The following is a 23,139-nucleotide window of genomic DNA, read 5'->3' as shown; positions in this document are numbered from 1 at the left end:
TGAGGAATCAAACCATGAATTCTACAATTAAACTAACTCTCGATATATTGATGGGAGCCGTCATTCCCATCGCGATCTTGAACATGCTCAATGAGCAGCTTGGGACTGTTACCACTTATGTTCTCGCGGCTTTAGTGCCTGTTGCGTGGGTCTTTATTGATTTATTGCTTATTACCAAACGCTTCAATTTTATTACCAGCTACGTCGGCGCTTTTGCGATCGCAAGGGGCATATTAATCTCTGGGCCAGAGCAGTAGTAGCTAGAGTGCATGTGACAACATCCAAAATGGCAGCTGACTACTCGGTTCTGTGCCCGCATAGATTTGCTCAAATCCAAGATGCTCATAAAGCGCTACATTCTTGTAATTGTCTGTTCTAAGAACGCAGGCGGTGCGGCCGCAGCGTTGCATGTTGCTAAGCGCTGATTGAATCATTTGCGCCCCAAACCCTTTACCTGCGAACTTTGGATGCACACCGACTACCCACAGATAGGCGTATCCCTTCAGCGCTCTTTTTTCAATTTCACGGTCGCAAAATGCTTCGTGACTTTCAAGTCGATTAAAGGCAGGCTGGCCTATTCTGAACGGCATCCAAATCATGCCGCTACAAGCAAGCATCGGTAGGGTCAAAGGAAGGCGATCGCCTGAAATCCACAGCAAGATGCCCTGACCATTTCGCGTAAGTTCTACGTTGCCATACTGAAGATTGCAGTGGATTAGAGGGAGAAAAACCTTTGCAAGATTCTTTTCGCGTGCGACCGCATTAGGGAAAACATAAGACATCAACGGATCTCTTGAAAAGGCCGCACCCAGTGACTCAGCGGCTATTTTCTGCTGAGCACCAGTCAGTAAAAGAGATTTCTCATGAGCCTTGTGATTAGCTGACGACAACGATTGATAATTCTGCATTATTCTTGCTCACATTACTTTTGGTTCATAATTTTACTAAACGCAGGTCGAGACTGAAGCCGCTGAAGATACGCTGCAATGTTGCTATGTTTGTCACTTAGTAAGCCGAGCAAGTTGGTCGATAACAGACTTACCGCAAGCATAATATCTGCCCCTGTGAAATCGTCTCCGACGATATATCGACTGCCATTCAGGGCCTGATCAACGTATCCGATAGCAATGTCAAATTCTTTTTTCATGACGGCGATCTTCTCAGGCAGCACCGCTTCAAAACGATATATGGCGCTCAAGTACGGACTAATCGTTCCTTCAGGGTAGTGAATCCACTGTAGGTACTTCGGCTGGAGCAGTAAGCCTTTTGGCGGTGCGAAACGACCATCCCCATAGCGTTCAATCAAATACTCTACAATCGCACCCGATTCGCACATGGTAATAGGCCCATCTTCAATCGTTGGGAATCTGCCAGTTGGTGTATTTTGAGCAAATATTTTGCCTTCTTTAGGAAGCCGAAGTTCGGGTGTTTCTAGGCTGTAGGCTAGGCTGAGTTCTTCAAGTAACCAAAGTATTCTTAGCGATCGTGTCTTGGGATGGTGATAGAGTTTAATCATTTGTTTTGTAATACTTTTAGGCTCAATATAAATAGGCTAAACTCGCTATACGATGGCGATTAGCCACCAGAACGTATGACAAAAGTCATTGGATTAAGCTAGATAATGGATTGTTCAAGTCTTTTTGCTTCCCACAAGGGTTTGAATAATTAAATCCCTGTTATTTTTCTTTCGGTGCATTTTTTCAATGACAATCAAATGACAGACCAGACATGCTGAGTAGCACTTGTATTACCCTTTTTAGCACTGCAACGCTTCCAATGATCGTTCAAGCTCAAACAAAATTGAAATCCTAGAAGAGATAGAGGTTATTTCGGAGATTCTAGATGGCACTTTTCTGCCGAAAGAGTCGGAGAGCCCAGTTTGCCACCATCGTGAATAAGTCTTTTCTGTCAGGAGCGTCTGCCACCGACTCGTCTGAAACCTCACAAGCATTTGCAGACGCTCCTTCTAACCACTGAGTGCCGGAGGCTATTAACGCTACTCGCATATCGGCGATGTGCCAAGTGCCCTACGGTAATGTACTGATGTCTACCGTCAATCTCTCTAGCTGCACTTCTAGTTCTGGTGACATCTCTGTCTGATAGCGCCCGCCCAAATGTTCGGCAAAGAAGCGTTCTAAGGCGGCTGTCATCGCTAGCGCGTTAATCTCTTTTCTAAATCCGTGCCCTTCATCTGGTGCAACCAAATATTCTACGGGTCTGCCTAAGTCTCTTAGCGCTCGGACAATTTGATCAGACTCTTGCTGAAGAACACGCGGATCGTTTGCCCCTTGAACAACTAGCAACGGAGCTTGAATCTGATCTGCTGAAAACAGAGGAGACTGAGCTTTTAACCGGTCGTGATCGCCTGGGTCATTCGGATCGCCCACTCGCAAGTCCATAGAATCTTGAATCGGCACCCAATACGGTGGAATATTTTCCATCAACGTGATCAGGTTAGACGGACCCACCACCGAAGCCCCGGCTGCATAGTGCTCTGGCGTAAAGGCTAGACCAGCTAGAGTCGCATAGCCTCCATAGGAAAATCCCATAATCCCTATTCGCTCAGGATCGGCAATGCCTTCGTCAATTAAATACTGTACGCCGTCTGTGACGTCGTGCTGCATAACGCCTGTGCCCCACTGTTGATTGCCCGCATTCAGAAAGGTTTTGCCATAGCCCGCAGACCCTCGAAAGTTTGGTTGCAGGACTGCGTAACCGCGATTGGCGTAAAACTGAGCCACTGAACTATAGCCCCAGTAGTCTCTTCCCCAAGGCCCACCGTGAGGAAAAACAACAACAGGTAGACCCTCTGAAGAGATTCCTTTAGGCAGCGTTAGATAAGCCGGAATTTCTACGCCATCACGAGCTTCGTAGCGGATGGGCGTGGTAGATGCCAAATGTTCGCTGGGTAGCATGGGCCAGGCATCATAGAGTTTTTCAAGCGTCTGAGCGCCACGGTCAAACAAGTACATAGCTCCCGGATTGACATCGCTTTGAGCGCTGATCAAGGCAAGCTGAGCGTCAGAAGTAACAGAGTCTACTGAAAGCTCAACATCAGGAAGCTGTTGCTGAAGGAAGGCTAAATCGGCTGACCAGGCATCTGATTTTGGATAGATGCGGCGGCGATCGCCCGCATAATGAGTTGCCACCAATTCATCGGTTGCTGGTGAAAACAGCGCTCCGCCAAAATCTACCTGCTGCTCTGGATCGCTCTCCACGAGCTCGGTCTCTCCGGTGCTAATATCGAGCAGCTCTAACTGAGTAAGGTCTACTCCTCTATTGGTTTGGAGATAAACCTGCTGGCCGTTGGGATGGAAGCGGAGCATTCCGCAAGTTTCTTCGAGACGACAGGTATAGATAGGCGTTAGGTTACCGTTCTCTTCTACTTTGAGAATTTCCTGGCCATTTTCAGCAGACTGGCGATAGGCCAAGCGGATATTTCCCTGTAGATCAGCCCCCCAACCAGCGACAGTGCCGTCATTTTGAGCTAATAGAGTGCGATCGCCTGTCGCCAGATCCAAACGATAAACATCGTGTATTCTTGGATCGCGATCGTTGAGCCCGATGATAATCTGATTCGGGGTCTCTTTAGGAATCGCATACAGCATGGCTGTAATATTTTCTATCGGTGTCAGGTCACGCGCGCCCACGCCAGCTTCTCCCACAACTTCTGGCTCTACCGCATAGAAACGGAAATTTTCATTGCCGCCTGTGTCTTGTCCATAGAGAATATAGCGACCATCGGCACTCCAAAAATAAAACATAATCGGACTCTGGGCATCCGCTGTGACAGGGCGAGCCGCCGCCATGGGCTCATCAATGTCCTTTACCCAAACGTTAATAACGCCATCCAACGGTTTTTGAAAGGCGATAAATTGACCATTGGGAGAAAGCTGCGCCCCTGAAATTTCTGGATCAGAAAAGAACAGCTCTCTTTCAATTAGGGGGGGCAAGGTGGCGCGATCGCTTGGTTCTTCAGCAGCGGCGACCGTGGGCGATAGAAGCGGCAACGGCTGGCGAATAGGCCCTAGAGGAATAATGCTAGCAGATACAATCATCAGCCCTACGCCTAGATAAGATAGTTTCATATTTAATCAGTTGTTGAAGACTCAGATTCAAAACACTGGGTATAACTCACTAAAAATTTAGCAAGTCTGCTGATCTTTTTCCATATCTGAAAGTCATTGCGTCCTATGACCTTTGTCACCCAAATTAGGTCATGGAAGGGCATAGGAAGGCAAAACTACAGAATAATCTCGCCAGCGCTAGACACAGTTCGATAGCACTTTAAAAAGACCTTAGCCAGGATACAAGAATGTCTGAATCTGCTGATTGAAGTCTCGTGCTTCTTCATAAGCACCATGTCCTAGATCTTTGTATAAAACAAGCTGACTGTGCTTTATCTTAGATGCTATTTCTTGCGAGGTGCCTTTGCCAGCTACGCGATCGCTATCTCCGCCAATGACTAGCGTGGGACACTGGATAGCTCCTAACTCTTGATAAGCGTCATGCGTAAGGCAGGCCGATGCCTGAATCAAAAATCTAGCAAAGGATGTAGGTTTGCCAACTCGGCTGATAATTGGATAAAAGGGTCGATAGTTTCTGAGCTGCCTATTGGTGAATGTCTTTTCCATCGTGTCAATCACTAGGGAGCGATAGTCGCCTGCTTTCGCCATGTCTATCCATCTTTTCACAACGCGCTGGAGGGTTTCAGTTTGCCTGGCGAGCGAGACTGCGATCACTAGCTTCGCGACGCTGCTAGGAAAATCAATCGCCAAATGCTGGGCAATCATTCCACCTTGCGAAACGCCGATAACACAGGCTTTTTCAATGCCTAGTTTCTCCAAAGCAACATTTTGATCGCTGGCCATATCTCGCGTGCTGTAGCTAGCTGGCAATTCGTTTTTCCGGCTAAAAATATACACTCTAAAATCTTTAGCAAATCGTCTGTAGTAAAAAGTGAGCGGTAGAGCCTGATGCTTGACAGTCTTGAAGCCATCACTTAGCCCAGGTAAAATCAAAAGAGGCTGCTGCCCTTTGCCGAATGCAACATAGTCCATGCACGTATTTTCAAGAACTACAGTATTTTCTTCAATTGTCGACAACATGGTCTCAAAATCGTATTCTAGAAAGATATTTGAAAAGCGTAGGCACTCTTTGTACATTTCACTTTATACATATTTCACTATAGCTGAGCACTGCTCGCGATCGCGATGACAAAAGTCACCGAACTCAATGACTCTTCGCTATAGGAGACAGCAGCAGCTTTCGTTTTTATTGAAGAGATATCGTTACTAACAAAGTGCTCACTATCAAAGCGCATTTTTCTGGGAGTACAAATGATTGCTGAAACAGCAAAAGGACCCATTGAATACCGCCTTGAGGGCATTGGCCCGACTGTCGTTGTGCTAAATGGCGGACACTGTAGTCGAGAAAGTCGATTCTCTCATGAGAAACTGGCAGCATGCGGATTTTCAGTGCTAACACCTTCTCGTCCTGGCTATGACAGTACCCCCTCATCGGTGGGTGAAACAGCTCGAACTGCCGCCGATGCGATCGCGCTTTTACTCGATCAGCTACAAATATCCACTGTGGATATGATCGGCATCTCGGCTGCTGGCCCCACAGCTCTGGCTTTTGCTCAGCAACACTCTGAGAGGCTGCGTAAGCTGGTGCTAGAGTCAGCGATCGCAACGGCCTGGGACGAGCCTATTAAACGGCGATCGCGACTTTTGTTTGGCCGCACTCAGCGTCTCACGTGGGCAGTCACAAGACTTGCCCTAAAGTTAGCGCCCAAGCTAACGGTGCAAACGATGATGAGAGAACTGACCACGCTGCCGGTCAAACCCGTCATGCAGCAGATGGGCCAGCATGACTTTCGATTTATCTGTCAGATGCTAAAAACTTCGCAGTCGGGCACTGGGTTTATGAACGATATTGAGCACTATCTTGATAGTCTAGACGGTATTACCGCTCCGACACTGGTGATGTATTCTCCTCACGACAGTGTTGTTTTGCCCAAGCACGCAAAACGAATTGCAGCGTCGGTAAAAAATTGCGAATGCTATGAAGTGCCTGCCGATAGTCATCTGATCTGGATAGGACGGTTTTCTAAGGATGTGTGGTACAAGCGTCTGTCGTTTCTGAGTTCATGAATGACATTGCGATCGCCCTCTTTCTCTAACCCTCCTCCAATAGTGAGCTGAGAATTCGAGCCGATCACATGTATTTAGGCAAGCAGATAACCGTCTGCTGATCCGAGATAGAAGTGACAAAAGTCATCGATAAACATGACTGGTCGCTATCGCAGAGGCGCTATACATTGAACTACGATATGGGGCAACTATCAGTAAAATTAATAACAGCAGGTGTTTTTCCCATGGCTTCTAAACGTTCAGAGTTTCGATCGGCGGCTAGCAACGTCTCTTTCTTCTTGAAAGGTGCAGGAGCTGGCCTGATTGTTTTTCTTTTAGTAGGGGGTGCCTGGCAGGTGACTCACTTTTGGTGGGTGATGGCAGGCACGAGCTTAACCTGCGGCTGTGTTAGTGCTGTTCTCCATTTAGAATTTCAAAAAACGTTGACGGCGCTAATGGATAACCTGCCCTGGATCTGAGGCTCTCTTGCAACAGCCGAGATGACTGAATTTTGTCTGATTAAATTGACTGCTTTGGCGACGGTTGATGGCAGAGATTTCTTACTTGGCCCAGTATCCAATGCTTGCTCTTAGTTTGATGATTCGTATTGCCTTCCATACTGTTTTTTTGACTACCGTAATAGCGCTGCTTGCTGATAATAGCGCTTTAGCGTTAGCCGAGCTTCTAACAACAGCATTCTCGATGTCTGATGCAAAGCCTGAAGTAAAACTTGAAACAAACCCAAAAGCAAAAGAGTATTTGCCTGAGACGTTACGAATGTCCATTCGGACTATTCATGCTCAGTATTTAGGAGAATCTCTAAACAATGTGCAGATTGTCAGCTATCGATCAAGAATCTGGAACGATAGCTGTCTGGGAATAAGCAGCGTAGATGAGATCTGTCTACCAGCGCTGACAGAAGGTTGGATTGTGGAGGTCACCGCTGGTGATCAATCTTCCAGCAGCTTTTATCACGCAGATGCAACCGGGAACAATATTCGGTTCGCTTCTTCTAGAACCGACCAGCCACCATCCGAAGATTTGCCCGAGACTATACAGAGTTCAGTACGTGCCATACACGCTAGATACCTAGGTGTTTCTGTTGAGAATGTACATGTTATTAGTCATCGGCCACAAACCTGGAGCGATAGCTGTCTCGGTCTCGGTGGGCCAGCCGAAAGCTGTCTCTCAGTACTGATAGAGGGCTGGATTGTAGAAGTAGCAGATCTTACTGAAGACAGCGATCGCCTGGCCTTCTACCATACTGATTCGACTGGCGAGAGCATTCGACGTTCTACGAATAGAATTAGCCACCCACCTACCGATTGCCCCGATCATAGGTCTTCCCTTCGTTTTTCTTAGAGTTTCTAAGAGATTTTTGACGAGTTTTACCCCCGAACCGCATTGAAGGTCGCTCAGTATCAGTCTCTATTTCCGACTATCTGAATTGACAATGCGTTTCAAAAAGAATAACTCGAAATCTATTCGACGGCTGTTGAATGCGGCGGCGATCGCGCTTTTTTCTGGTGTAGCCGCCGCGCTACCAGCAGCTTCTGCCGAAAAGATGTATTTCGACTATGGCTATCTAAATCGAGCAATTTCTACAGCTTCTCTAGAAGCTTTTGTAGAAGAGGGCACTGTTAATAGCGAGCTAGCGCCCTACCTAAACAGGATGTCAGTCTTCAGTCATCAAGAGTTACAGCAGTTTCTAAACACGCCCTTATCAGCTTCGACTACGGGTGTTCTGGGGCAGTTTAGCAATCCTTTTGTGCTCTCTCAGTGGCTACAGGCACCGACAGGAGACTTAGTTCTAGATACGCTGGGTGCGCTAGTTCAAACGCAGGGGCGTCAAAACGGACGCCAGGCCATGCGTGGGGCATTAGTTGCGGCGGCGGCTGACCCCGGCGGACTCTCGGTGATGAACGTTATTCGCTTCTACCCAACAGAAGCAGTGCGGTTGAATTTACCGAATATTTTGGCACTGGCTCAAAGCATTAGCGCTAACCGGAAAGCAACTGAACGATTAGTGGGTATGGCTATCGAGCAATCTAAGGTAGCCGCAGGCTTAGATCCTTCTATTGACTACAGCGCTTTGCCAGTTCTCTCGGATATGGCTCAGTTCGAGGTGATAAAACAGACGTTGACACTACAAGATCGCAGTCGCGCTAGCAGAGCTTCTCCGGGTAGCGCTTCTCGTCAGCAGCATCGCACCTACGCAGCAGATTTGTACTTACCCAGTAGCTTGCATGCTCCCTCAAAGAGCCTCTCGCCCCAGTCAATTCCCGTCATGGTCATTTCTCATGGATATGGCGATAGCCGTCATCTGACTGATACCGTCACACTAGCTCGGCAACTAGCAGCCAGCGGGTTTGCAGTCGCTGTGTTAGAGCATGTCGGCAGCAACAGAGACTATAGAGCCAATCTATCTCAAGGACTGACGCAAGAATCTTTTGAGGCGATGACGTTCATTAATCGACCTCTAGACATCAAGTTTCTACTAGATACGCTAGAGCAGAAAAACAGCACTGAGTTCCAAGGGCGTCTACAGCTAGAGCGGGTCGGCGTAATTGGCCATTCACTAGGGGGATACTCGGCGCTAGCCGCCGCTGGTGCCACTATCGATATTGAACGACTACAGTCTCAGTGCGATCCCACTACAGAGCTGACGCCTACTAAAGTGAACATGGCCCTGTTGATTCAATGTCGAGCGCTAGAGCTATCTGCCTCCCCTGAGACTTCTCAGCAGCTTGCAGATGGCCGATTGAAAGATGAGCGAGTCGCCCTAGTAATCGCCTTAGCACCGCTGACAAATTTGTTCGGCTCGCAAGGAATGAGTCAGATAGATGTGCCCGTTGTGATTATGGGGGGTGCTCGCGATGTCATGTCCCCTATCGTGTTAGAGCAGATGCACGCATTTCGATGGTTGCAAACCCCTCACAAGTACTTCTATCTGGCTGAAAATACCGCCCATACCCCTGAAATGAGCCGATTCATCTTGAATCTTTCTCAGCCTGAAACCGACATCATCAATAGGTTTGATCAGTCTGAAAGAGATCTATTCAAGCTAACCGTTTCTTTGGCGATCGCACATGGAAAAGTGCATCTACTAGACGATGCGTCATACCAGCCCTATCTAACCTCAGCATATGTCAACGCTGTTAGCCCCGAACTCACCCGCCTTCACTTGCTGAGAACCATGCCACCAGAATTCTAAGAGGTATAGATTGATTACTTTTGTCATGGCGATCGCACCTACAGCTACCGTACGATTGAAGTCATAAAAAGAGTCATCAGCGAGCAGCAAAGTAGGAGCATGACATCACCAACCGTCAAGGCAACCTGTCCTTCTATTCCTAGGATTCTGCGCTACTTAGAGTGGACATTTTTAGGAATCCTGGCACTCAGGACACTGTTCCCAATTTTTTATAAGCCACTGGGCTATGAAATTTCTAGCGGTGACTATGTCGTCTTAGGCGTTTTTATTCTATTTGTCGTTCTTAGCTTTTGGCTACCTATAGACCGTCCGCTGTGGCAAAAGAGAGCCTACCTGTGGATAGAAATTGGCGCACTGCTGGCGACGCGGTTGTTTTCTGGGTGGGGCCTAGACTTATTTCTATGGTTGGTGCTGGTCAAAAGCTGCTTTTTGCTGGGCCGTCGCGAAGTCATTTTTACCGCGATCGCCTCTGGCACGGTGTGGCAAATAGCGCTAGCCCAGTTCGCCTTTACGTATCTCAATAGACCTATCGAGGAAGCTCAAGCAGAGGTTACGGCCATGTATGAGATTCCTCAATCTATCCAAGTATTTGATTTTGTAATCAACAGTACGAGCATCTTTATCGCCGCTAGCTCGCTGATTATATTGCTGTGCCTGACAATTATCTCTGAGCGCAAAAGCCGTCAGCGAGAAGCCGCGCTCTCACAAGAAGTTGAGCTGCTAGCCGCCGATCTAGAACGCGCTCGCATTGCCCGCGATATTCACGATTCTATTGGACATACTTTAACCTCTTTAGACGTTCAGCTAGAGCTAGCTCAGCGGCTATACGAACGAAATTCGACCCAGGTTAAGCAGGCGATAGATACCTCTAAGATGCTTTCTAACCAGTCGCTACGAGAAGTGCGACGCGCAGTGGCTACGCTAAGAGAAAAATCTTTCGATCTTGATATGGCACTAATCCAACTGATAGAACCTTTAAAGTTCGATCCTAACTTATCTGTGGACAGCAAGCTGGATTTACCGAAGCTGCCGCTTCAAACTAGCCATCAGCTCTATTGTATTATCAAAGAAGGACTCGAAAATATTCGCCGACACGCGCAGGCACAAGCAGTCAGAGTACACAGTTGGACGACGCCTGAAAATGTTGTTGTTTATATTGAAGATGATGGTGTGGGTATAGATGCAGACGCGCTCGATTCTGGATTTGGGTTAAGAGGGATGCGAGAGCGATCGCACTCAATCGGCGGCCAGATGAAAATCAACAGCGCTCTAGGACAGGGAACGCGCATTGAGATTATAGTGCCTCATGATTAAACTCTTACTCGCTGACGATCAGGCTATCTTTCGTAAAGGACTGTCTTCTTTACTATCGCTAGAAGACGATATAGAAGTGATAGGAGAAGCCAATCACGGGGGTGAAGCGATCGCGCTTGCTGCTGCCCAACAGCCTGACATTATTCTAATGGACGTGCGGATGCCGATTTGCGACGGCGTGCAAGCTACCAAGGAGATTCATGCCCGCTATCCCTGGATTCGGATTCTGGTCTTCACGACATTCGACGATGATGAGTATGTTTTTCAATCTCTACAAGCGGGCGCTCTGGGCTATCTACTAAAAAGTACGCCGTCGCGAGAAGTCGCAGAAGCTATTCGCAACCTGCAAAGAGGCTATAGCCAGCTAGGGCCGACCATTGCGCCAAAAGTATTTTCTCAAATAAATGCCGATACCGAGAGAGAAAGAACAGACTATCGCAATCAGTTTAGCGAGCGAGAGCTAGACATTCTCAAACAGCTAGGCCAGGGCAAGCGCAACCGCGAGATTGCCGCCAACCTCAACCTCACTGAAGGCACGATCAAGAACCATTTGACAAATATCTTCTGTCAGCTAGATGTACGCGATCGCACCCAAGCTGCTCTTTGGGCACATCAGCACCTGCTGAGCTAGCGATCTCCTGAATAGCTAATATCCCGATGCAGCGCCAATACGATTAGGCAACGGTCCACAAGCACTAATCCGTCTACGTTACAGTCAGTTCTGCTTGCGGTTAGCGCTGCTTGCAGTTCGTCCTTCACAAAAATTAAAATATTCCTCTAGGCGCATTCAATTTTTAGCCACTTACGTCGATGATTGATGAGCACTCATTTTCCAAGCTCCTATATTCTCTACTCCACTATCGTGGATGAAAAATATGTCTGCACCTAACGGCGTCATGATGCAATATTTCCACTGGTACAACGAGCCAGACGGAACGCTATGGAATGAGCTGAGCGAAAAAGCTGAAACGCTAGCAGCAGCAGGTATCACTTCCGTATGGCTGCCCCCTGCTTACAAAGGAACTGCAGGTGGCTACGACGTCGGCTATGGCGTCTACGACATGTATGATTTGGGTGAGTTTGACCAGAAGGGCTCTGTTCGAACCAAGTACGGGACTAAAGACGAATACCTCAACGCCATCAAAAACGCTAAACAGTCCGGCATACAGGTTTACGCTGACGTTGTCTTCAACCATCGACTAGGCGGCGATGCGGAAGAAGAATTCAAGGCCACTCCCTACGCACCGAGCGATCGTCAGCAGCCAATTGGTGATGAAGTGACAATCAAGTCTTGGACTCATTTCAAATTTCCAGGCAGACAGGGCAAGTACTCAGAGCTAGAGCTCCATTGGTGGCACTTTAATGCAGCAGACTACAACGCCTATGAACAAGGAGACTTTGAGGCTGTTTTTCTCTTTGAAGGAAAAACGTTCGATACTGAAGTCGATATGGAGAAAGGTGGTTTTGACTACCTGATGGGCTGCGATGTCGACTTTAATCATCCCGAAATTCGCGATGACATGATGCATTGGGGCGAGTGGATAGTTGACTTTACTGGTATAGATGGCTTTCGCTTTGATGCGGTCAAGCACGTCAAAGCAGGTTTCTTTCCTGACTGGCTACAAAACACTCGTCGATATAGTGGCAAAAGTCTCTTTGCCGTAGGTGAATACTGGTCTTCACATATCGAAGCGCTACATCATTTTATTGAAGTAACGGGCGGCGATGTTGCTTTATTTGACGCGCCGCTGCACTACAACTTCACTGAAGCTAGCAAATCAGGCAATGATTATGACATGCGAGCTATCTTCGACGGCACCTTGGTAAAAGACCAGCCAACTTTAGCAGTCACGCTAGTCGAAAATCATGACTCTCAGCCGCTGCAATCTTTAGAATCTGTAGTAGAGTCCTGGTTTAAGCCTTTAGCCTATGCACTGATCCTAATGCGGCGCGATGGTTATCCCTGTATCTTTTATGCTGACTACTACGGAGCTCATTACAAAGATACTGGAAAAGATGGAAACGAATACGAGATTTGGATGGATAGCCACCAGTGGCTAATTGACAAGTTTCTAGAGGCCAGACGCAAGCACGCTTATGGCGATCAATATGATTACTTTGATCACCCCAACACTATCGGCTGGACGCGCTTGGGCACCGATGAATTTCCTGGCGGCTTAGCCGTTGTACTCAGTACTGGAGACGAAGGAACAAAGTGGATGGAGGTAGGCAGAGCGAATACGACCTACATCGATCTCACTGAGCATATTGACGAGCCAGTGACAACCAACGAAGATGGCTGGGCTGACTTTCGATGCCTAGCGGGTTCTGTTTCTGTTTGGATTCCACAAGCAGACGCTTAGTCGCTATGGTTTACTTTCTCTCGCTGATAACCATCTTAGTTCGATCTAAAAGTTGAAACTTTAGATTGTTGAAACTTTAGGCCGCTCGTTCAGAATCTGTAGGTCTGCGTTCTCTTTTGGAAATTCCAAGATTTGTCTAGGTGCCCCGAAATTCCAGCCCAACTTGTCAAACTTGATCTTGAGGAGCCGTCGATATTCTCTACCCACACTCCACTGCTGTGGCGGCTGCGTCCGAATCCATAGGCGAATCACTTCAAGCCCAAACCGCAATGCCTATCGTCGTAGGGATTGAGGCTAGCGGTCTTGATGATATCGCTCTAGCGCGGCTTGCAAAGCATGAATGAGTGCCTGCGCTCGTGGCTCTCCAGTAGACGTATCGCCCAGGCGAGCATCGCGAACAGTCACTGTCATTAGCAAGGTCTCGCCTACATACAGCACGGGCTGATTACTGCTAGGTTCAACTTCCCACTGCACCTCTGGTACAGGTTCATCTGGAGAAGGGACGATCGCATGTAGCCCTCAATCTCTCTCACTCGCTGTTGCAACGGCAAGTCCTCTACAGCGGCGACTTCAAACAGAATTTGACCATCGAAGTAGACCGGCTGCGTTGGCAAAGTCTCCTGACCAGCTACCTGTACCGACAGCAATGGCGGCAATAGCGAAGTAGAGGCATTTGCGGGTTGTTCATTTCCGCTATCTAAAAAGGGTAGCTGAGCATTGACAGTTACGCCGAAGTTACCTATCACCAACGCAATGCTCAAAAGGCTCACGAGTACTACCCAAGTAAGTCTATACTGATGAGTTGCCAAGATTGTTGTTGCAAATCGCACGTTTTTAATTTTTATTAGATTGTTATCTGCGTACGATGTTGAATTGCAATGGCTCTGTTTCAAACGTGTTGAGGTAGGTTTGATTCAAATAGGCTTCTGCTTCTGGTTTTTCTAAAAGATAGCGATTAAAAAAGGCCAGGGTAACTGCTTGCACTGAAGGCTGAGCCAGCTCGGGTGATGGTCCTAGCAGAAAATCAGGTAGGGGCAGAGGGCTCTCTTCTACCTCTGAAAGCACTGAAAAATGGGTACCTGATTCTATCGTGAGTAAATAGCTGTCAGTATTATTTAACCAACGAAAGGGCTCAATTTGTTCTGGTAAGGCTGGGACAAAGTAATCATTTAAGCTAGAAACAATGAGCGTGGGCGCGTCTATGGCTGAAAGACCGGCTTCACCAAAGACTCCGCTGGTAAGCGGATTGAGGGCGATCGCAGCCTTTACCCTCAAATCTTGAACGTCTAGTGATTCTGTTACTGGAATGTCTGTAAATCGGCACTGCAAGAATATTGACAAATTGAAGGTAGGCCGCTGAGAAAGCGTATCCTCCTGGCAGGTGCTGTCTAGCTGAGTACGATTGATTTGTGCGCCTGCTGCGGCTAGAGCGGTATAGCCCCCGAGTGACTGACCCAAGACGCCGACTGAGTTAAGATTCAGAGATTGCCACTGAGGTCGTAATGTTGGGCTTTGCTCGCTCAGTGTGTCTAGCACGGCTGTAATGTCTAATGGGCGGTCTCTTAAGGTGGAGGGTTTGGGCAGGGTGGCTAGGCCGCTGAGTGCCTGTGAAAATCGCTCTGGTGTTGTTTGGGGATGTTCTGGAAAGACGACGGCATAGCCGTGTGAAGCTAGATGCGTAGCTAGATAGGTGAGTGCCTGATAGCTAGAAGCCATGCCGTGAGAAATGACGATAACAGGAATCGACTGAGGCTGAGCGTCTGGAATGGCCGGTAGGTACAGATGAGCCTGAGAAGAGAGGGTTCGATTTGGATTTTGGAATTGGAAGGTTTCAACTGTCCAGGTATATGTGCCTGCTGTGCGAGGGTCTGGAGCTGGCCAGTCTGAGATGGGTAAAGCCTGTGCTGACGACAGCTGATGCAGCGCTTCTATCGTTTCATTAGACTGTTGAAAGAGGTGTTGATTTTCGTTGAGAACTTCCATTGCCAGTGGGAAGTTTATTTGGATGGTTTGCTGTGGAAATTGGTCAATGACGTTCATGATGCTCAAGCCAGCGTCATCTTCAGCGGCGAAAATTAAAGCCGCACGAAGGGCGTGATCGCCATTCAAAAAGCTCTCGGTTTGAACAATTTCACCCATTCGCCGTAGCAAGTGTTCTCCTAGGTCGCTGTAGGTAAACTGGGAGACCATTACTGGACTCATCTCAAAGCGTAGTGTCAAAAAAGACTGCAAGGTTGTGAGCTGTTCTGTATTTAATCGCGCTGCGATCGCTGCTGTACTTCCTACCGCTTCACCCGTTTCGGCAAAGTGCTGAAGATCATCTATTTCTACTGTAGGCTCGAACGGTCCGTAGAAAAACTGAATGCGTTCTGCTCCTTCCGTAGGGAAAGTCACTAGTCCGGTAGCAGTCAGACTGAGTGCTATAACCTGAGATATCTGTCTTAAGGAGTTGAGCAACGGATTGAGTTTGATTCGTAATTTAAAGAGTGTCATGACTGGAAATGCTCTAAATTGAATGGGCAAAGCTCTAACTCAGAACACTGGCAGAGCTGGTAGTATGCAAACTATGTTTGCCTGATGTGAGTTTCTAGAAATCGTTCTACAGAGTCACAATAGCTGCGATAGGAAAGAGACTTATCAATCCAGCAATGTTCTAGAAAGGTAGCATCGTCTTCCTCCAGATGATGTCGTGCCACCACGCCTAGATATCTTGTGGTGTAATCGCTGTAGTCCAGATGGTAGCAGTGCTCAATCCAGTTGTTTTTCCAACAGAGATTAAGATGTTCTATACAGCAGGTCTGCCAGTATTGATTCGGATTCAAAATCGGCGGCTGGCCTGAATCTAAGAAAAGCTGTTTTAAATAGTCTTTGAAAGAAAAGTGCATGGTTTTAGAGTTGAATAAATGTAGGGTGACGTTCGCTTCAGTCTTATTAGTAAAAATGGGTTAGCTTCTATCTGGCCATAGCTGTCTGTTGCTTGTCTGTAGAAGGTGTGAGACGCTTTCGATGACGATAAATGAGTGCGTAGGCAGCGGGGACAAAATATAGAGCAAGAATGGAGGAACCGCCAATACCGCCTGCGATCGCAATAGCCAAAGGCTGCCAAAAAGGCCCACCGCTAATCAACAGGGGCACAAAACCGGCAATCGTTGTGATGGTCGTGGTCAGAACGTGGCGGGTGGACTGGTTCACTACGTAAGCAATGGCTTTGCGATCGCCCTTCTTCGCCTCAGCATTCTCATTCAAACCCGAGAGCACCATCACAGTGTCGTTAATGGCAATCCCCACCAGGCCCAGGGTTCCGACAATGGCCATAAAGCCAAAGACCGCACCAAAAAGCTTCAAAGAAAAGAGCGCCATGCCGACTGAGCCAACGCCAACAAAAGCAACAATACCTGCCTGCCGAAAAGATCCTAGAGAAAGGACCAAAGCGGCCATCATAATAATGCCGAGTAGCGGAACATAGAGCAGTAGGTTGCCAACGGCCTGACTCTGTTCTGCGATTTCTCCTCCATACTCGGTACGATAGCCAGGAGGAAGCTCAAAGTCTGCAAGCTTCTCCTCAAAGGCAATTTGGACCACTGAGGGTAGGGTGCCTGCGGCTAGAAAACCCTGAACAATATTGACGCGCTCTTCATTGCGACGAGAGATATTGACCAGCTCAGGTACAAGACTGAAGTCTCCCAAGGCATCCGTAGACCGACTGCCGCCATTCTCGGCTTGCAAATCTAGGGAGGCAATCTGGCTTAGGTCAGCGCGGTTGTTGTTGCTTAACCGAACGCGAACCGGGAGGTTTTCAGTCCCTTCAAGAATGGAGCCACCGACGCTACCTTCTAAGTAGGCGTCTAGCTGTTGGGCGATCGCAGTATTACTCAGCCCACTCTGCTGCGCCTGCTCTTCATCAATAGCTAGACCTAGCTTGGGCAAAGATTCGCTCAGGTCATCGCGAGTAATCGTCACTTCTGGAATAGTGCCAAGAATGCGGCGAGCTTCCAAGCCTAGTCGTCTGAGTTCGTCGAGGTTAGGGCCGTAGATGCGTAGCTCAATCGGGGCGTCGTAGGGCGGGCCTTGCTGAAGCTGACGCACAAGCATTCGAGCAGCGGGGAAGGCGGCGTTGAGGTCGGTTTGAAGCGATCGCACAATCGGCTCCACATTTACTTCAGTATTTAGCTGAACCATGGCCTGAGCGTACTGAGATTGATTGCGTCGGTTGCCAGTAAAGTTGTAGTAAAACTTAGGGGCACTCTCACCAATGAACCAATGAATCTCTTCTACGTTGGGATGGCTCAAAATCAGGTCGCGGGCTTGGTCAATCTGCTGGCGGGTGCGGGCAATGGCACTCTGCGGGGCGAACTCCACTTCTATCTGTAGCTGGTCACGGTTGACGGCTGGGAAGAACTGTTGGCTGAGCGTGCTAGCTGAGATGAAGCCAATGAGAGGAATGGTGAAAGAGAGCGCGATCGCCAGCAGCGGACGAGCTGTCGTACGTCGCAAGCTCCACTGATAAGGTCGCGCTAGCCTTGGCGTCGAAAGTCCTTCTGTCCACCAAGCGCCAGGGCGCAACAAAAATCGCTGAATCGCTACTGCGGGGGTTGTTTTATCAACTTGTTCAAGCTGTTTGGCTTTTGTTTGGCTGCGCCCTAAAACGCGACCAGCGAGAGCTGCAATCACCGTCAGCGACAGCGCTAAAGAACAGAGCAGCGCCATAATCACATTGAGCGCAATCGAACCTACAAACTCCCCAGCGGCACCCGGCAGCAGATAAATCGGTAGGAAAGCAGCAACAGTCGTAATCGTAGAAGCCAGCAGCGGGCCTTTGAGATACTTTACCGTCCGTGCCACCGCTTCCGCTGGTTTTGCGCCGTGTTGCTGCATCTCTATCTGAATTTCATCGACTGCGATAATCGCATTGTCAATCAGCAGTCCCAGCGCAATAATCAAGCCGCTCACCGACATTTGATGAATGGGAATGCCTAGAACGCTCATCCAACCAAACACTGCAAGAGATGTAATCGGCAGCGCTGTTCCTACAACAATGGCTGAGCGCCATCCCATCGTAAACAGGGTGACTACAACCACGAGCAGAGCGCCCGTTACTAGGTTAGAAATAAGAACATCCATGCGCTCTTCAACGTAGCCACTCTGGTCAAAAATTGTTTCTAACTGTACGCCCTGCGGCAAAATCTTCTCAAACTCAGCCAGCGCCGCGCGGACTTCAGTTGCCCACTGGTCTATCCGCAGTCCCGATTCCATCAGTACGCCGAGGGTGATCGCTGGTTTATCACTCACCAGCGCAATATCAGTCATCGGCTGCTGCAATCCTCGACTCACCTGAGCAATGTCGCTCAGCCGAGCAAACTGGCCGCTGTCGGTTTGAATCGGGATTTGGCGGATTTGTTCTAGCGTTTCTAGCTCGCTCTGTACTTCGATAGAGAGACTTTGCTGCGAGCTGCGTAGCTGTCCAGCCGTTACCTTCGCGTCACTAGCGCGGATACGACTAGCTAGCGTTTGAGCAGAAAGTCCCAGCGCCGCTAAATTTGGCCCATCCACTTCAACCACAATTTCTTCACTCGGATCGCCAAAGGTTTCCACCTCCTCCGTGCCATTGATGCCTCGCATCCTTAGCGCTAGCTCGTCTGCATAGCGGCTAAGAATCGCGTAATTTGGCTCCTCTGGCAAGTTCCAGGTCAGCGCAGTAATCACCGTGTAGGCTTTAACTTTGGCTTCGTCTAGCTCGGGTTCGCTGGTGCCTTCTGGCAGTCTGGCTGCCGCAGAATCTAACTCGTTGCGGACCTTTGCCCATACGGGCTGAGCATCGTCAATAGTATCTATCAGCTCAACAGAAATAGTGGAAAACCCTGCGCGTGAGTCGGAAGAGAGTACGGCAATTTCTTCTAGTTCAGAGAGTTCAGATTCGATAACTTCACTGACAAGTGATTCTACTCGTTCGGCATTAGCACCCGGATAGGCTGTTTGTACAACCGCAATGCGAGAGACCAGCTCGGGATCTTCTTGGCGAGGAAGCGATTGAAAAGAGAGTGTGCCCCAAACAAGAACGAGAATGATTGTCAAAGCAAGCAAACGGATGTTGCGATAAAAAACAGTAACCATGGGGTTGGAGGAATAATTTGTAGAATGAGCGTGATGTCTCGTCAGATCGAAGGATTGGAGGTTAATCAATCAGCAATAAAAGCTTGGGAGGGGCTATTGGTTAAGCTGACCTGTTGACCTGGTACGAGCCGATGCGCTCCACTGGCTACAATTTCATCATTGGCGCGAATCGTGCCAGTAACGAGGACGCGATCGCCCTCCTCATGAATCACCTCTACCGACTGCGGCTGAACAACATACTCAACCTCACCAGCCGCTTCAATCGATTCTTCAGTCGGTACCACCACGTAGGCACTCCACAGCCCGCGAATTCCCTGTGTCAGCGCCTCAGCCGGTAGCCAAATACCTGCGGTCTCAATCCGCTCTGTTAAATTCAGCCGAACTGTCTGCCCCGGATTCACCTGCGCTGCCGCTCTAGATTCTAGAGAGAGAACCACCGTTTGAGTGCGCGTTTGAGCGTCCACTTCCGGCAAAATAGCGCTAATAGTGCCCGTATATTTCTCTCCATTGAGTTCAACCGTTCTCTCTTCACCGATGTTGAGACTATTCACAACGTCAGCCGGTATGCCGATGCGAGCTTCAGGTCTACCGTTTTCTACCAGGCGTACAACCGACTGGCCCGAGCCAACAACGGTTCCGGTATCGACTTTATGCTCAGCCACCGTGCCGCTAAAAGGCGCATTTAACGTGCTCTTAGCAATCGTCACATCTAAGTCAGCAAGGCGAGCATCCAGCTGTTGAACCAATGCCTCTTGAGCGCTGATTTGTTCTGGGCGAGTGCCATTCTGCAACTCTTGTAGATTGCTGCGAGCCTGATCGAGCCTAGCCTGTAAAGAGCCTTCGCCAAACCTGTATTCATCTAATTCTTCTCGGGAAATAGCGCCTCTGTCGTACAAAATCTGTCGGCGAGCGAGCTGAGTTTCCTGTAAAGAAGTCTGTTGCTCTAAATCTTGCACAGCAAAGCGGGCCGCTGCGATGTCTTCTGTTCTTGCCCCCACTTCTAGCTCTAGAAGCTGTGCGTTTGCCCGTGCTTTTTCTGCCTCAATCTGTAGGCGCTGCGTTTGCAGATTACGCACGTCTAGTCGAGCCAAGGGCTCTCCGGCCTGAATTCGCGTACCTTCAGGTATCAGCAATTCAGTAAGCTGTCCGCTGCGCTCAAATCCTAATTCGCTGGCCTGAAGTGAAGCAACTTCACCCGTGTAGGCTCGCGATACTTCATAGGCATCAACGCTTTGGGCGGTCACCGTTTCAATCGGTAAAATGCCTTCTGAGCGAGCGGCTTCAGTGTTGGCTGTGCCAGTAGATCGCGTCTGAATAATAGGGACGGCAATCAGTGACAGACCAACGAGTCCTAAGCCAATGAGCCAGCGCGGAGAGATTTGTCGCAGTCGATCGAGTGAGGCAGACGCGCTCAATGCTCTTATTCTGTGGACAAATTTATCGTTGGAAGAGGAAGAGTTCATGATGATGTATGCCTTGCTGAAGGGAGGGTAGATATTACACAGAAGCTGGAGATAAGGCTGTTTGAGCGTTCTTTGTTGAATTGTGGTTATTCCCAGTTTGCAAGTGGTCTGACAGTAAGCGATCGCAATATGACATCAGTGACTCCAACGTTGCAGGCTGCGCTCGAAAACCGATATAGCCATCGGGTCGAATCAGGTAGAGACAGTTCGATCTAGCACCATACCGCTGGTGCAAAGCGCCCACTTTGTCATGCAATATGGATAAGGACTCATTCGACTCCATAACATTGCCTTGAGCCGTTACTAAAAAAGTGTTGATGAGGCTGCCATACCGTTGCTGAATGGCAAGACTTATCTCGTGACAGCTCTGGTAAACCGACAGTTCTGGCTTTTGGCCTGTAAACAGAATTAGCTGGTGAGCTGTGCCGCGAATGGCCTGAAATAATCGTTTTTCTGGTTTGCCACCTTGTTCGGTATAGGCGACATCGGGAGCACGGTCACCTGCCTTTGGCCCGTCGTCAAAGCTGCGCCATCGCTTGAGGCCAGTAATATCTGTTTTAATGCTGCCAGAGGGCTTGGGTAGAGAATATTGTTCATCTACGATAGGGCTGTGACGATAGTTTAGGCTCAGCATAGCGAGCCGGTTGTCTAGCCGGTGTTGAACAGGATCTAGCCCAATTAGAAAAGAAGCGAGGCGATCTCTAATGCTTCTAGCAACAGAGTTACGCAACAGAAAAACATGAAATAGTGAATCTGTTTTTTCTACCTGATCTTCGCTCAGCGGATAGCGCTCGGCATTATAGCTGTCGAGCAATTCAGGAGCGCCGACGCCTCGGCAGACCAGGGCTAGTTTCCACGCCAGATTATAGGCATCTTGAATGCCTGCGTTCATGCCCTGTCCGCCAGCAGGACTGTGCAAGTGAGCGGCATCGCCCGCAAAGAACACATTGCCATAGCGGAAGCGCTCAATCAGACGACGGTGAACCCTGAAGTACGAAATCCACTCCGGTTTCTGGAGCTTTACGTTGAAGGGATTCCCTAGCTGCTCAACCATTTCCTGAAGATGTTCAAAGGTTGGTTCTTCTCGGTAAGCATATTCGGCAGTTGTCTCTGGGCTATCTTGCTGATCGGTCGATTTATCCTGCATATTCCAAGGGACTTCAATCAGCATCCGCCATAGGTTGTTACTAATTGGCGCTAGCATGAACAAACCCTGATCTGTGAAGTTCACATACCATTCGTCTTTAGATCCGAACCAGTCTAAGGAGAGGTCAGCAATCAAAAATTCGCTAGAAAAGGTTTCGCCCTTCAGCTTGGCACCGACCGCTTTGCGACAGAAGCTATGGGCACCGTCGCAAGCGATAACGTAAGTAGGCTCTATTGTGCTAGTAGAGCCGTCGGGATGCTCCAGAGTGATGCTCAATTTCTCTTCTTGATCAAGTTCAACGATTTTGGTGTTCCACTCCACCTCTCCGCCCAAGCTGTTTAAGTGAGCTTCGAGCGTTTGCTCAGTGTCAGACTGCGGATTGAGCAGGTTATAGGCGTAGTGCGTATCAAGGTCTTCGTTGGTGATGTGAACGATGCGATCGCTCCCCGCATAAAAACTGGTAGCGCTAACTTTATGACCCGTTTTGAGAATATCTTCTATAACGCCCATATCCTCGAACAGTTCCATCGTGCGGGCCTGTACGACCAAGGCCTTAGACTTGTCAGATAGCCCTGTTTTTGTATCAATGATGCGACAAGAAACGCCGTGCCGCAGTAGTTCACAGGCCATCGTTAAGCCTACTGGCCCAGCACCGACGATGAGAATTTCACTAGAGTTGATCATGACTTTTCCCTTATTTTTGCAGTGATAAAGTTGTTGCTTGTGTCGTACCCGTAACACCTTCAAAGCATTGTCTTCAGTGAGTTCGGCGGAGCGGCCTAACGTGACAGTTCTAAAGCTCACCTTCGAACTATCAGGCTTATTAAATTTAGAAATGACCGAACGGTTCAGTCATACTATTTTTACCCAAGTTAGAAAGAAAAAACAAGTGGCCAATCGGTTCATTTAGACGAATCTGTCAAAAGGAGTACGCCTTATCGACTCAATGGCAAGTGCTATTTGCAACCCGCTACTAATACCCGCTGCTTACAACATTAGGTGAGCTGCGCTTGATCGCTCCTCACCGCTAAACCCAAATTGTTCTAGTAGCTGGTTCAGCTTGGACCTAGACTGTGGTACAGGTCCAAGCTCGCCGAGGGGATAGCTTGGTTGGGAAGTGCGCTCTGGTAAAACTTTAATATCGTCAGAGAAAAACAGTTATAGAATTGACACAGTTTGACGATTAGAGTGCGATCGCCCAAAAAATAAACGCCATATCAGCAGCAAAGCCCAAAATAGTCAATCCTTTTGAGAAAGGAGCAATGTCGCAGATTGTGCCTCGCGAGCCTCTTTTGTCGAGTTATCAAGCTGGCTGGCAAGGTATTTACTTGGCTCATTATCATCAACCCGCTTGGGAAACTCCTGAAGTAATTACTTCCCAGCATATTATCAT

At 48.6% G+C, this 23,139-nt stretch carries 20 protein-coding genes; 8 read left to right on the top strand and 12 right to left on the bottom strand.

Annotation, left to right across the window (positions count from 1 at the left end; translation table 11 throughout):
• Positions 1–14 precede the first annotated feature (14 nt).
• Positions 15–257 (top strand): hypothetical protein, encoded by a 243-nt coding sequence (locus IQ256_RS19630; RefSeq protein WP_228025088.1) that lies wholly within the window; start codon positions 15–17, stop codon positions 255–257.
• Between the two features lie 3 nt (positions 258–260).
• On the opposite strand, the gene IQ256_RS19625 is transcribed toward IQ256_RS19630, so the two are convergent.
• The 5 genes from IQ256_RS19625 to IQ256_RS19605 all read right to left on the bottom strand — a co-directional run bounded on the left by IQ256_RS19625 (position 261) and on the right by IQ256_RS19605 (position 5,060).
• Positions 261–782 carry an N-acetyltransferase gene (locus IQ256_RS19625; protein WP_228025087.1) on the bottom strand — a complete coding sequence of 174 codons (522 nt, stop codon included), beginning with the start codon at positions 780–782 and terminating at the stop codon, positions 261–263.
• A gap of 140 nt (positions 783–922) precedes the next feature.
• Complete coding sequence (locus IQ256_RS19620; RefSeq protein ID WP_193857251.1) at positions 923–1,516, bottom strand: glutathione S-transferase family protein; 594 nt, start codon at positions 1,514–1,516, stop codon at positions 923–925.
• Between the two features lie 322 nt (positions 1,517–1,838).
• Positions 1,839–2,006 carry a hypothetical protein gene (locus IQ256_RS19615; RefSeq protein WP_193857250.1) on the bottom strand — a complete coding sequence of 56 codons (168 nt, stop codon included), beginning with the start codon at positions 2,004–2,006 and terminating at the stop codon, positions 1,839–1,841.
• Positions 2,007–2,027: 21 nt separating this feature from the next.
• The gene (locus IQ256_RS19610) at positions 2,028–4,088 is read right to left on the bottom strand and encodes a S9 family peptidase (RefSeq protein WP_193857249.1); all 2,061 of its coding nucleotides are present in this window, start codon (positions 4,086–4,088) and stop codon (positions 2,028–2,030) included.
• A 210-nt stretch (positions 4,089–4,298) separates the two neighbouring features.
• Positions 4,299–5,060: an alpha/beta fold hydrolase gene (locus IQ256_RS19605; RefSeq protein ID WP_193857248.1), complete on the bottom strand. Its 762-nt coding sequence runs from the start codon at positions 5,058–5,060 to the stop codon at positions 4,299–4,301.
• 279 nt (positions 5,061–5,339) lie between these two features.
• Here IQ256_RS19605 and IQ256_RS19600 point away from each other — a divergent pair, with 279 nt between their 5' ends.
• The 7 genes from IQ256_RS19600 (at position 5,340) to IQ256_RS19570 (ending at position 13,025) form a co-directional block, all read left to right on the top strand.
• Positions 5,340–6,155 (top strand): alpha/beta fold hydrolase, encoded by an 816-nt coding sequence (locus IQ256_RS19600; RefSeq protein WP_193857247.1) that lies wholly within the window; start codon positions 5,340–5,342, stop codon positions 6,153–6,155.
• A gap of 224 nt (positions 6,156–6,379) precedes the next feature.
• Positions 6,380–6,613: a hypothetical protein gene (locus IQ256_RS19595; RefSeq protein WP_193857246.1), complete on the top strand. Its 234-nt coding sequence runs from the start codon at positions 6,380–6,382 to the stop codon at positions 6,611–6,613.
• 67 nt (positions 6,614–6,680) lie between these two features.
• Positions 6,681–7,496 carry a hypothetical protein gene (locus IQ256_RS19590; protein ID WP_193857245.1) on the top strand — a complete coding sequence of 272 codons (816 nt, stop codon included), beginning with the start codon at positions 6,681–6,683 and terminating at the stop codon, positions 7,494–7,496.
• A gap of 91 nt (positions 7,497–7,587) precedes the next feature.
• The gene (locus IQ256_RS19585) at positions 7,588–9,348 is read left to right on the top strand and encodes an alpha/beta hydrolase (protein WP_193857244.1); all 1,761 of its coding nucleotides are present in this window, start codon (positions 7,588–7,590) and stop codon (positions 9,346–9,348) included.
• Positions 9,349–9,447: 99 nt separating this feature from the next.
• The gene (locus tag IQ256_RS19580) at positions 9,448–10,662 is read left to right on the top strand and encodes a sensor histidine kinase (protein ID WP_193857243.1); all 1,215 of its coding nucleotides are present in this window, start codon (positions 9,448–9,450) and stop codon (positions 10,660–10,662) included.
• Positions 10,655–11,293, top strand: a complete 639-nt coding sequence (locus tag IQ256_RS19575) for a response regulator transcription factor (protein ID WP_193857242.1) — start codon at positions 10,655–10,657, stop codon at positions 11,291–11,293. Before IQ256_RS19580 ends, IQ256_RS19575 begins: the two co-directional genes overlap by 8 nt.
• Positions 11,294–11,537: 244 nt before the next feature.
• Positions 11,538–13,025: an alpha-amylase gene (locus IQ256_RS19570; protein WP_193857241.1), complete on the top strand. Its 1,488-nt coding sequence runs from the start codon at positions 11,538–11,540 to the stop codon at positions 13,023–13,025.
• Between the two features lie 60 nt (positions 13,026–13,085).
• Here the strand turns inward: IQ256_RS19570 and IQ256_RS19565 are convergent, their stop codons facing one another.
• The 7 genes from IQ256_RS19565 to IQ256_RS19535 all read right to left on the bottom strand — a co-directional run bounded on the left by IQ256_RS19565 (position 13,086) and on the right by IQ256_RS19535 (position 22,430).
• Positions 13,086–13,295 carry a hypothetical protein gene (locus tag IQ256_RS19565; protein ID WP_193857240.1) on the bottom strand — a complete coding sequence of 70 codons (210 nt, stop codon included), beginning with the start codon at positions 13,293–13,295 and terminating at the stop codon, positions 13,086–13,088.
• A 155-nt stretch (positions 13,296–13,450) separates the two neighbouring features.
• Positions 13,451–13,795, bottom strand: a complete 345-nt coding sequence (locus IQ256_RS19560) for a hypothetical protein (protein WP_193857239.1) — start codon at positions 13,793–13,795, stop codon at positions 13,451–13,453.
• 82 nt (positions 13,796–13,877) lie between these two features.
• Positions 13,878–15,518 carry an alpha/beta hydrolase gene (locus IQ256_RS19555; protein ID WP_193857238.1) on the bottom strand — a complete coding sequence of 547 codons (1,641 nt, stop codon included), beginning with the start codon at positions 15,516–15,518 and terminating at the stop codon, positions 13,878–13,880.
• A gap of 71 nt (positions 15,519–15,589) precedes the next feature.
• Complete coding sequence (locus tag IQ256_RS19550) at positions 15,590–15,910, bottom strand: hypothetical protein (RefSeq protein WP_193857237.1); 321 nt, start codon at positions 15,908–15,910, stop codon at positions 15,590–15,592.
• A 67-nt stretch (positions 15,911–15,977) separates the two neighbouring features.
• The gene (locus tag IQ256_RS19545) at positions 15,978–19,136 is read right to left on the bottom strand and encodes an efflux RND transporter permease subunit (RefSeq protein WP_193857236.1); all 3,159 of its coding nucleotides are present in this window, start codon (positions 19,134–19,136) and stop codon (positions 15,978–15,980) included.
• Between the two features lie 65 nt (positions 19,137–19,201).
• Positions 19,202–20,599: an efflux RND transporter periplasmic adaptor subunit gene (locus IQ256_RS19540; protein ID WP_228025086.1), complete on the bottom strand. Its 1,398-nt coding sequence runs from the start codon at positions 20,597–20,599 to the stop codon at positions 19,202–19,204.
• Between the two features lie 34 nt (positions 20,600–20,633).
• Entirely contained in the window at positions 20,634–22,430 is a 1,797-nt protein-coding gene (locus IQ256_RS19535) for an FAD-dependent monooxygenase (RefSeq protein WP_193857235.1), read from the bottom strand.
• Between the last annotated feature and the right edge of the window lie 709 nt (positions 22,431–23,139).

This window comes from cf. Phormidesmis sp. LEGE 11477 (assembly GCF_015207105.1).
In the GTDB taxonomy this organism is placed as follows: Bacteria; Cyanobacteriota; Cyanobacteriia; order Phormidesmidales; family Phormidesmidaceae; genus Phormidesmis.
This window is presented reverse-complemented; position numbering and strand designations above follow the sequence as displayed.

Bases quoted from the DNA above. Each gene is read 5' to 3' on its own strand.
- IQ256_RS19570 (WP_193857241.1), top strand. From the start codon at position 11,538: ATGTCTGCACCTAACGGCGTCATGATGCAATATTTCCACTGGTACAAC.
- IQ256_RS19600 (WP_193857247.1), top strand. From the start codon at position 5,340: ATGATTGCTGAAACAGCAAAAGGACCCATTGAATACCGCCTTGAGGGC.
- IQ256_RS19605 (WP_193857248.1), bottom strand. From the start codon at position 5,060: ATGGACTATGTTGCATTCGGCAAAGGGCAGCAGCCTCTTTTGATTTTA.
- IQ256_RS19630 (WP_228025088.1), top strand. From the start codon at position 15: ATGAATTCTACAATTAAACTAACTCTCGATATATTGATGGGAGCCGTC.
- IQ256_RS19535 (WP_193857235.1), bottom strand. From the start codon at position 22,430: ATGATCAACTCTAGTGAAATTCTCATCGTCGGTGCTGGGCCAGTAGGC.
- IQ256_RS19585 (WP_193857244.1), top strand. From the start codon at position 7,588: ATGCGTTTCAAAAAGAATAACTCGAAATCTATTCGACGGCTGTTGAAT.
- IQ256_RS19550 (WP_193857237.1), bottom strand. From the start codon at position 15,910: ATGCACTTTTCTTTCAAAGACTATTTAAAACAGCTTTTCTTAGATTCA.
- IQ256_RS19575 (WP_193857242.1), top strand. From the start codon at position 10,655: ATGATTAAACTCTTACTCGCTGACGATCAGGCTATCTTTCGTAAAGGA.
- IQ256_RS19590 (WP_193857245.1), top strand. From the start codon at position 6,681: ATGGCAGAGATTTCTTACTTGGCCCAGTATCCAATGCTTGCTCTTAGT.
- IQ256_RS19540 (WP_228025086.1), bottom strand. From the start codon at position 20,599: ATGAACTCTTCCTCTTCCAACGATAAATTTGTCCACAGAATAAGAGCA.
- IQ256_RS19625 (WP_228025087.1), bottom strand. From the start codon at position 782: ATGTCTTATGTTTTCCCTAATGCGGTCGCACGCGAAAAGAATCTTGCA.
- IQ256_RS19620 (WP_193857251.1), bottom strand. From the start codon at position 1,516: ATGATTAAACTCTATCACCATCCCAAGACACGATCGCTAAGAATACTT.
- IQ256_RS19610 (WP_193857249.1), bottom strand. From the start codon at position 4,088: ATGAAACTATCTTATCTAGGCGTAGGGCTGATGATTGTATCTGCTAGC.
- IQ256_RS19595 (WP_193857246.1), top strand. From the start codon at position 6,380: ATGGCTTCTAAACGTTCAGAGTTTCGATCGGCGGCTAGCAACGTCTCT.
- IQ256_RS19545 (WP_193857236.1), bottom strand. From the start codon at position 19,136: ATGGTTACTGTTTTTTATCGCAACATCCGTTTGCTTGCTTTGACAATC.
- IQ256_RS19615 (WP_193857250.1), bottom strand. From the start codon at position 2,006: ATGCGAGTAGCGTTAATAGCCTCCGGCACTCAGTGGTTAGAAGGAGCG.
- IQ256_RS19555 (WP_193857238.1), bottom strand. From the start codon at position 15,518: ATGACACTCTTTAAATTACGAATCAAACTCAATCCGTTGCTCAACTCC.
- IQ256_RS19580 (WP_193857243.1), top strand. From the start codon at position 9,448: ATGACATCACCAACCGTCAAGGCAACCTGTCCTTCTATTCCTAGGATT.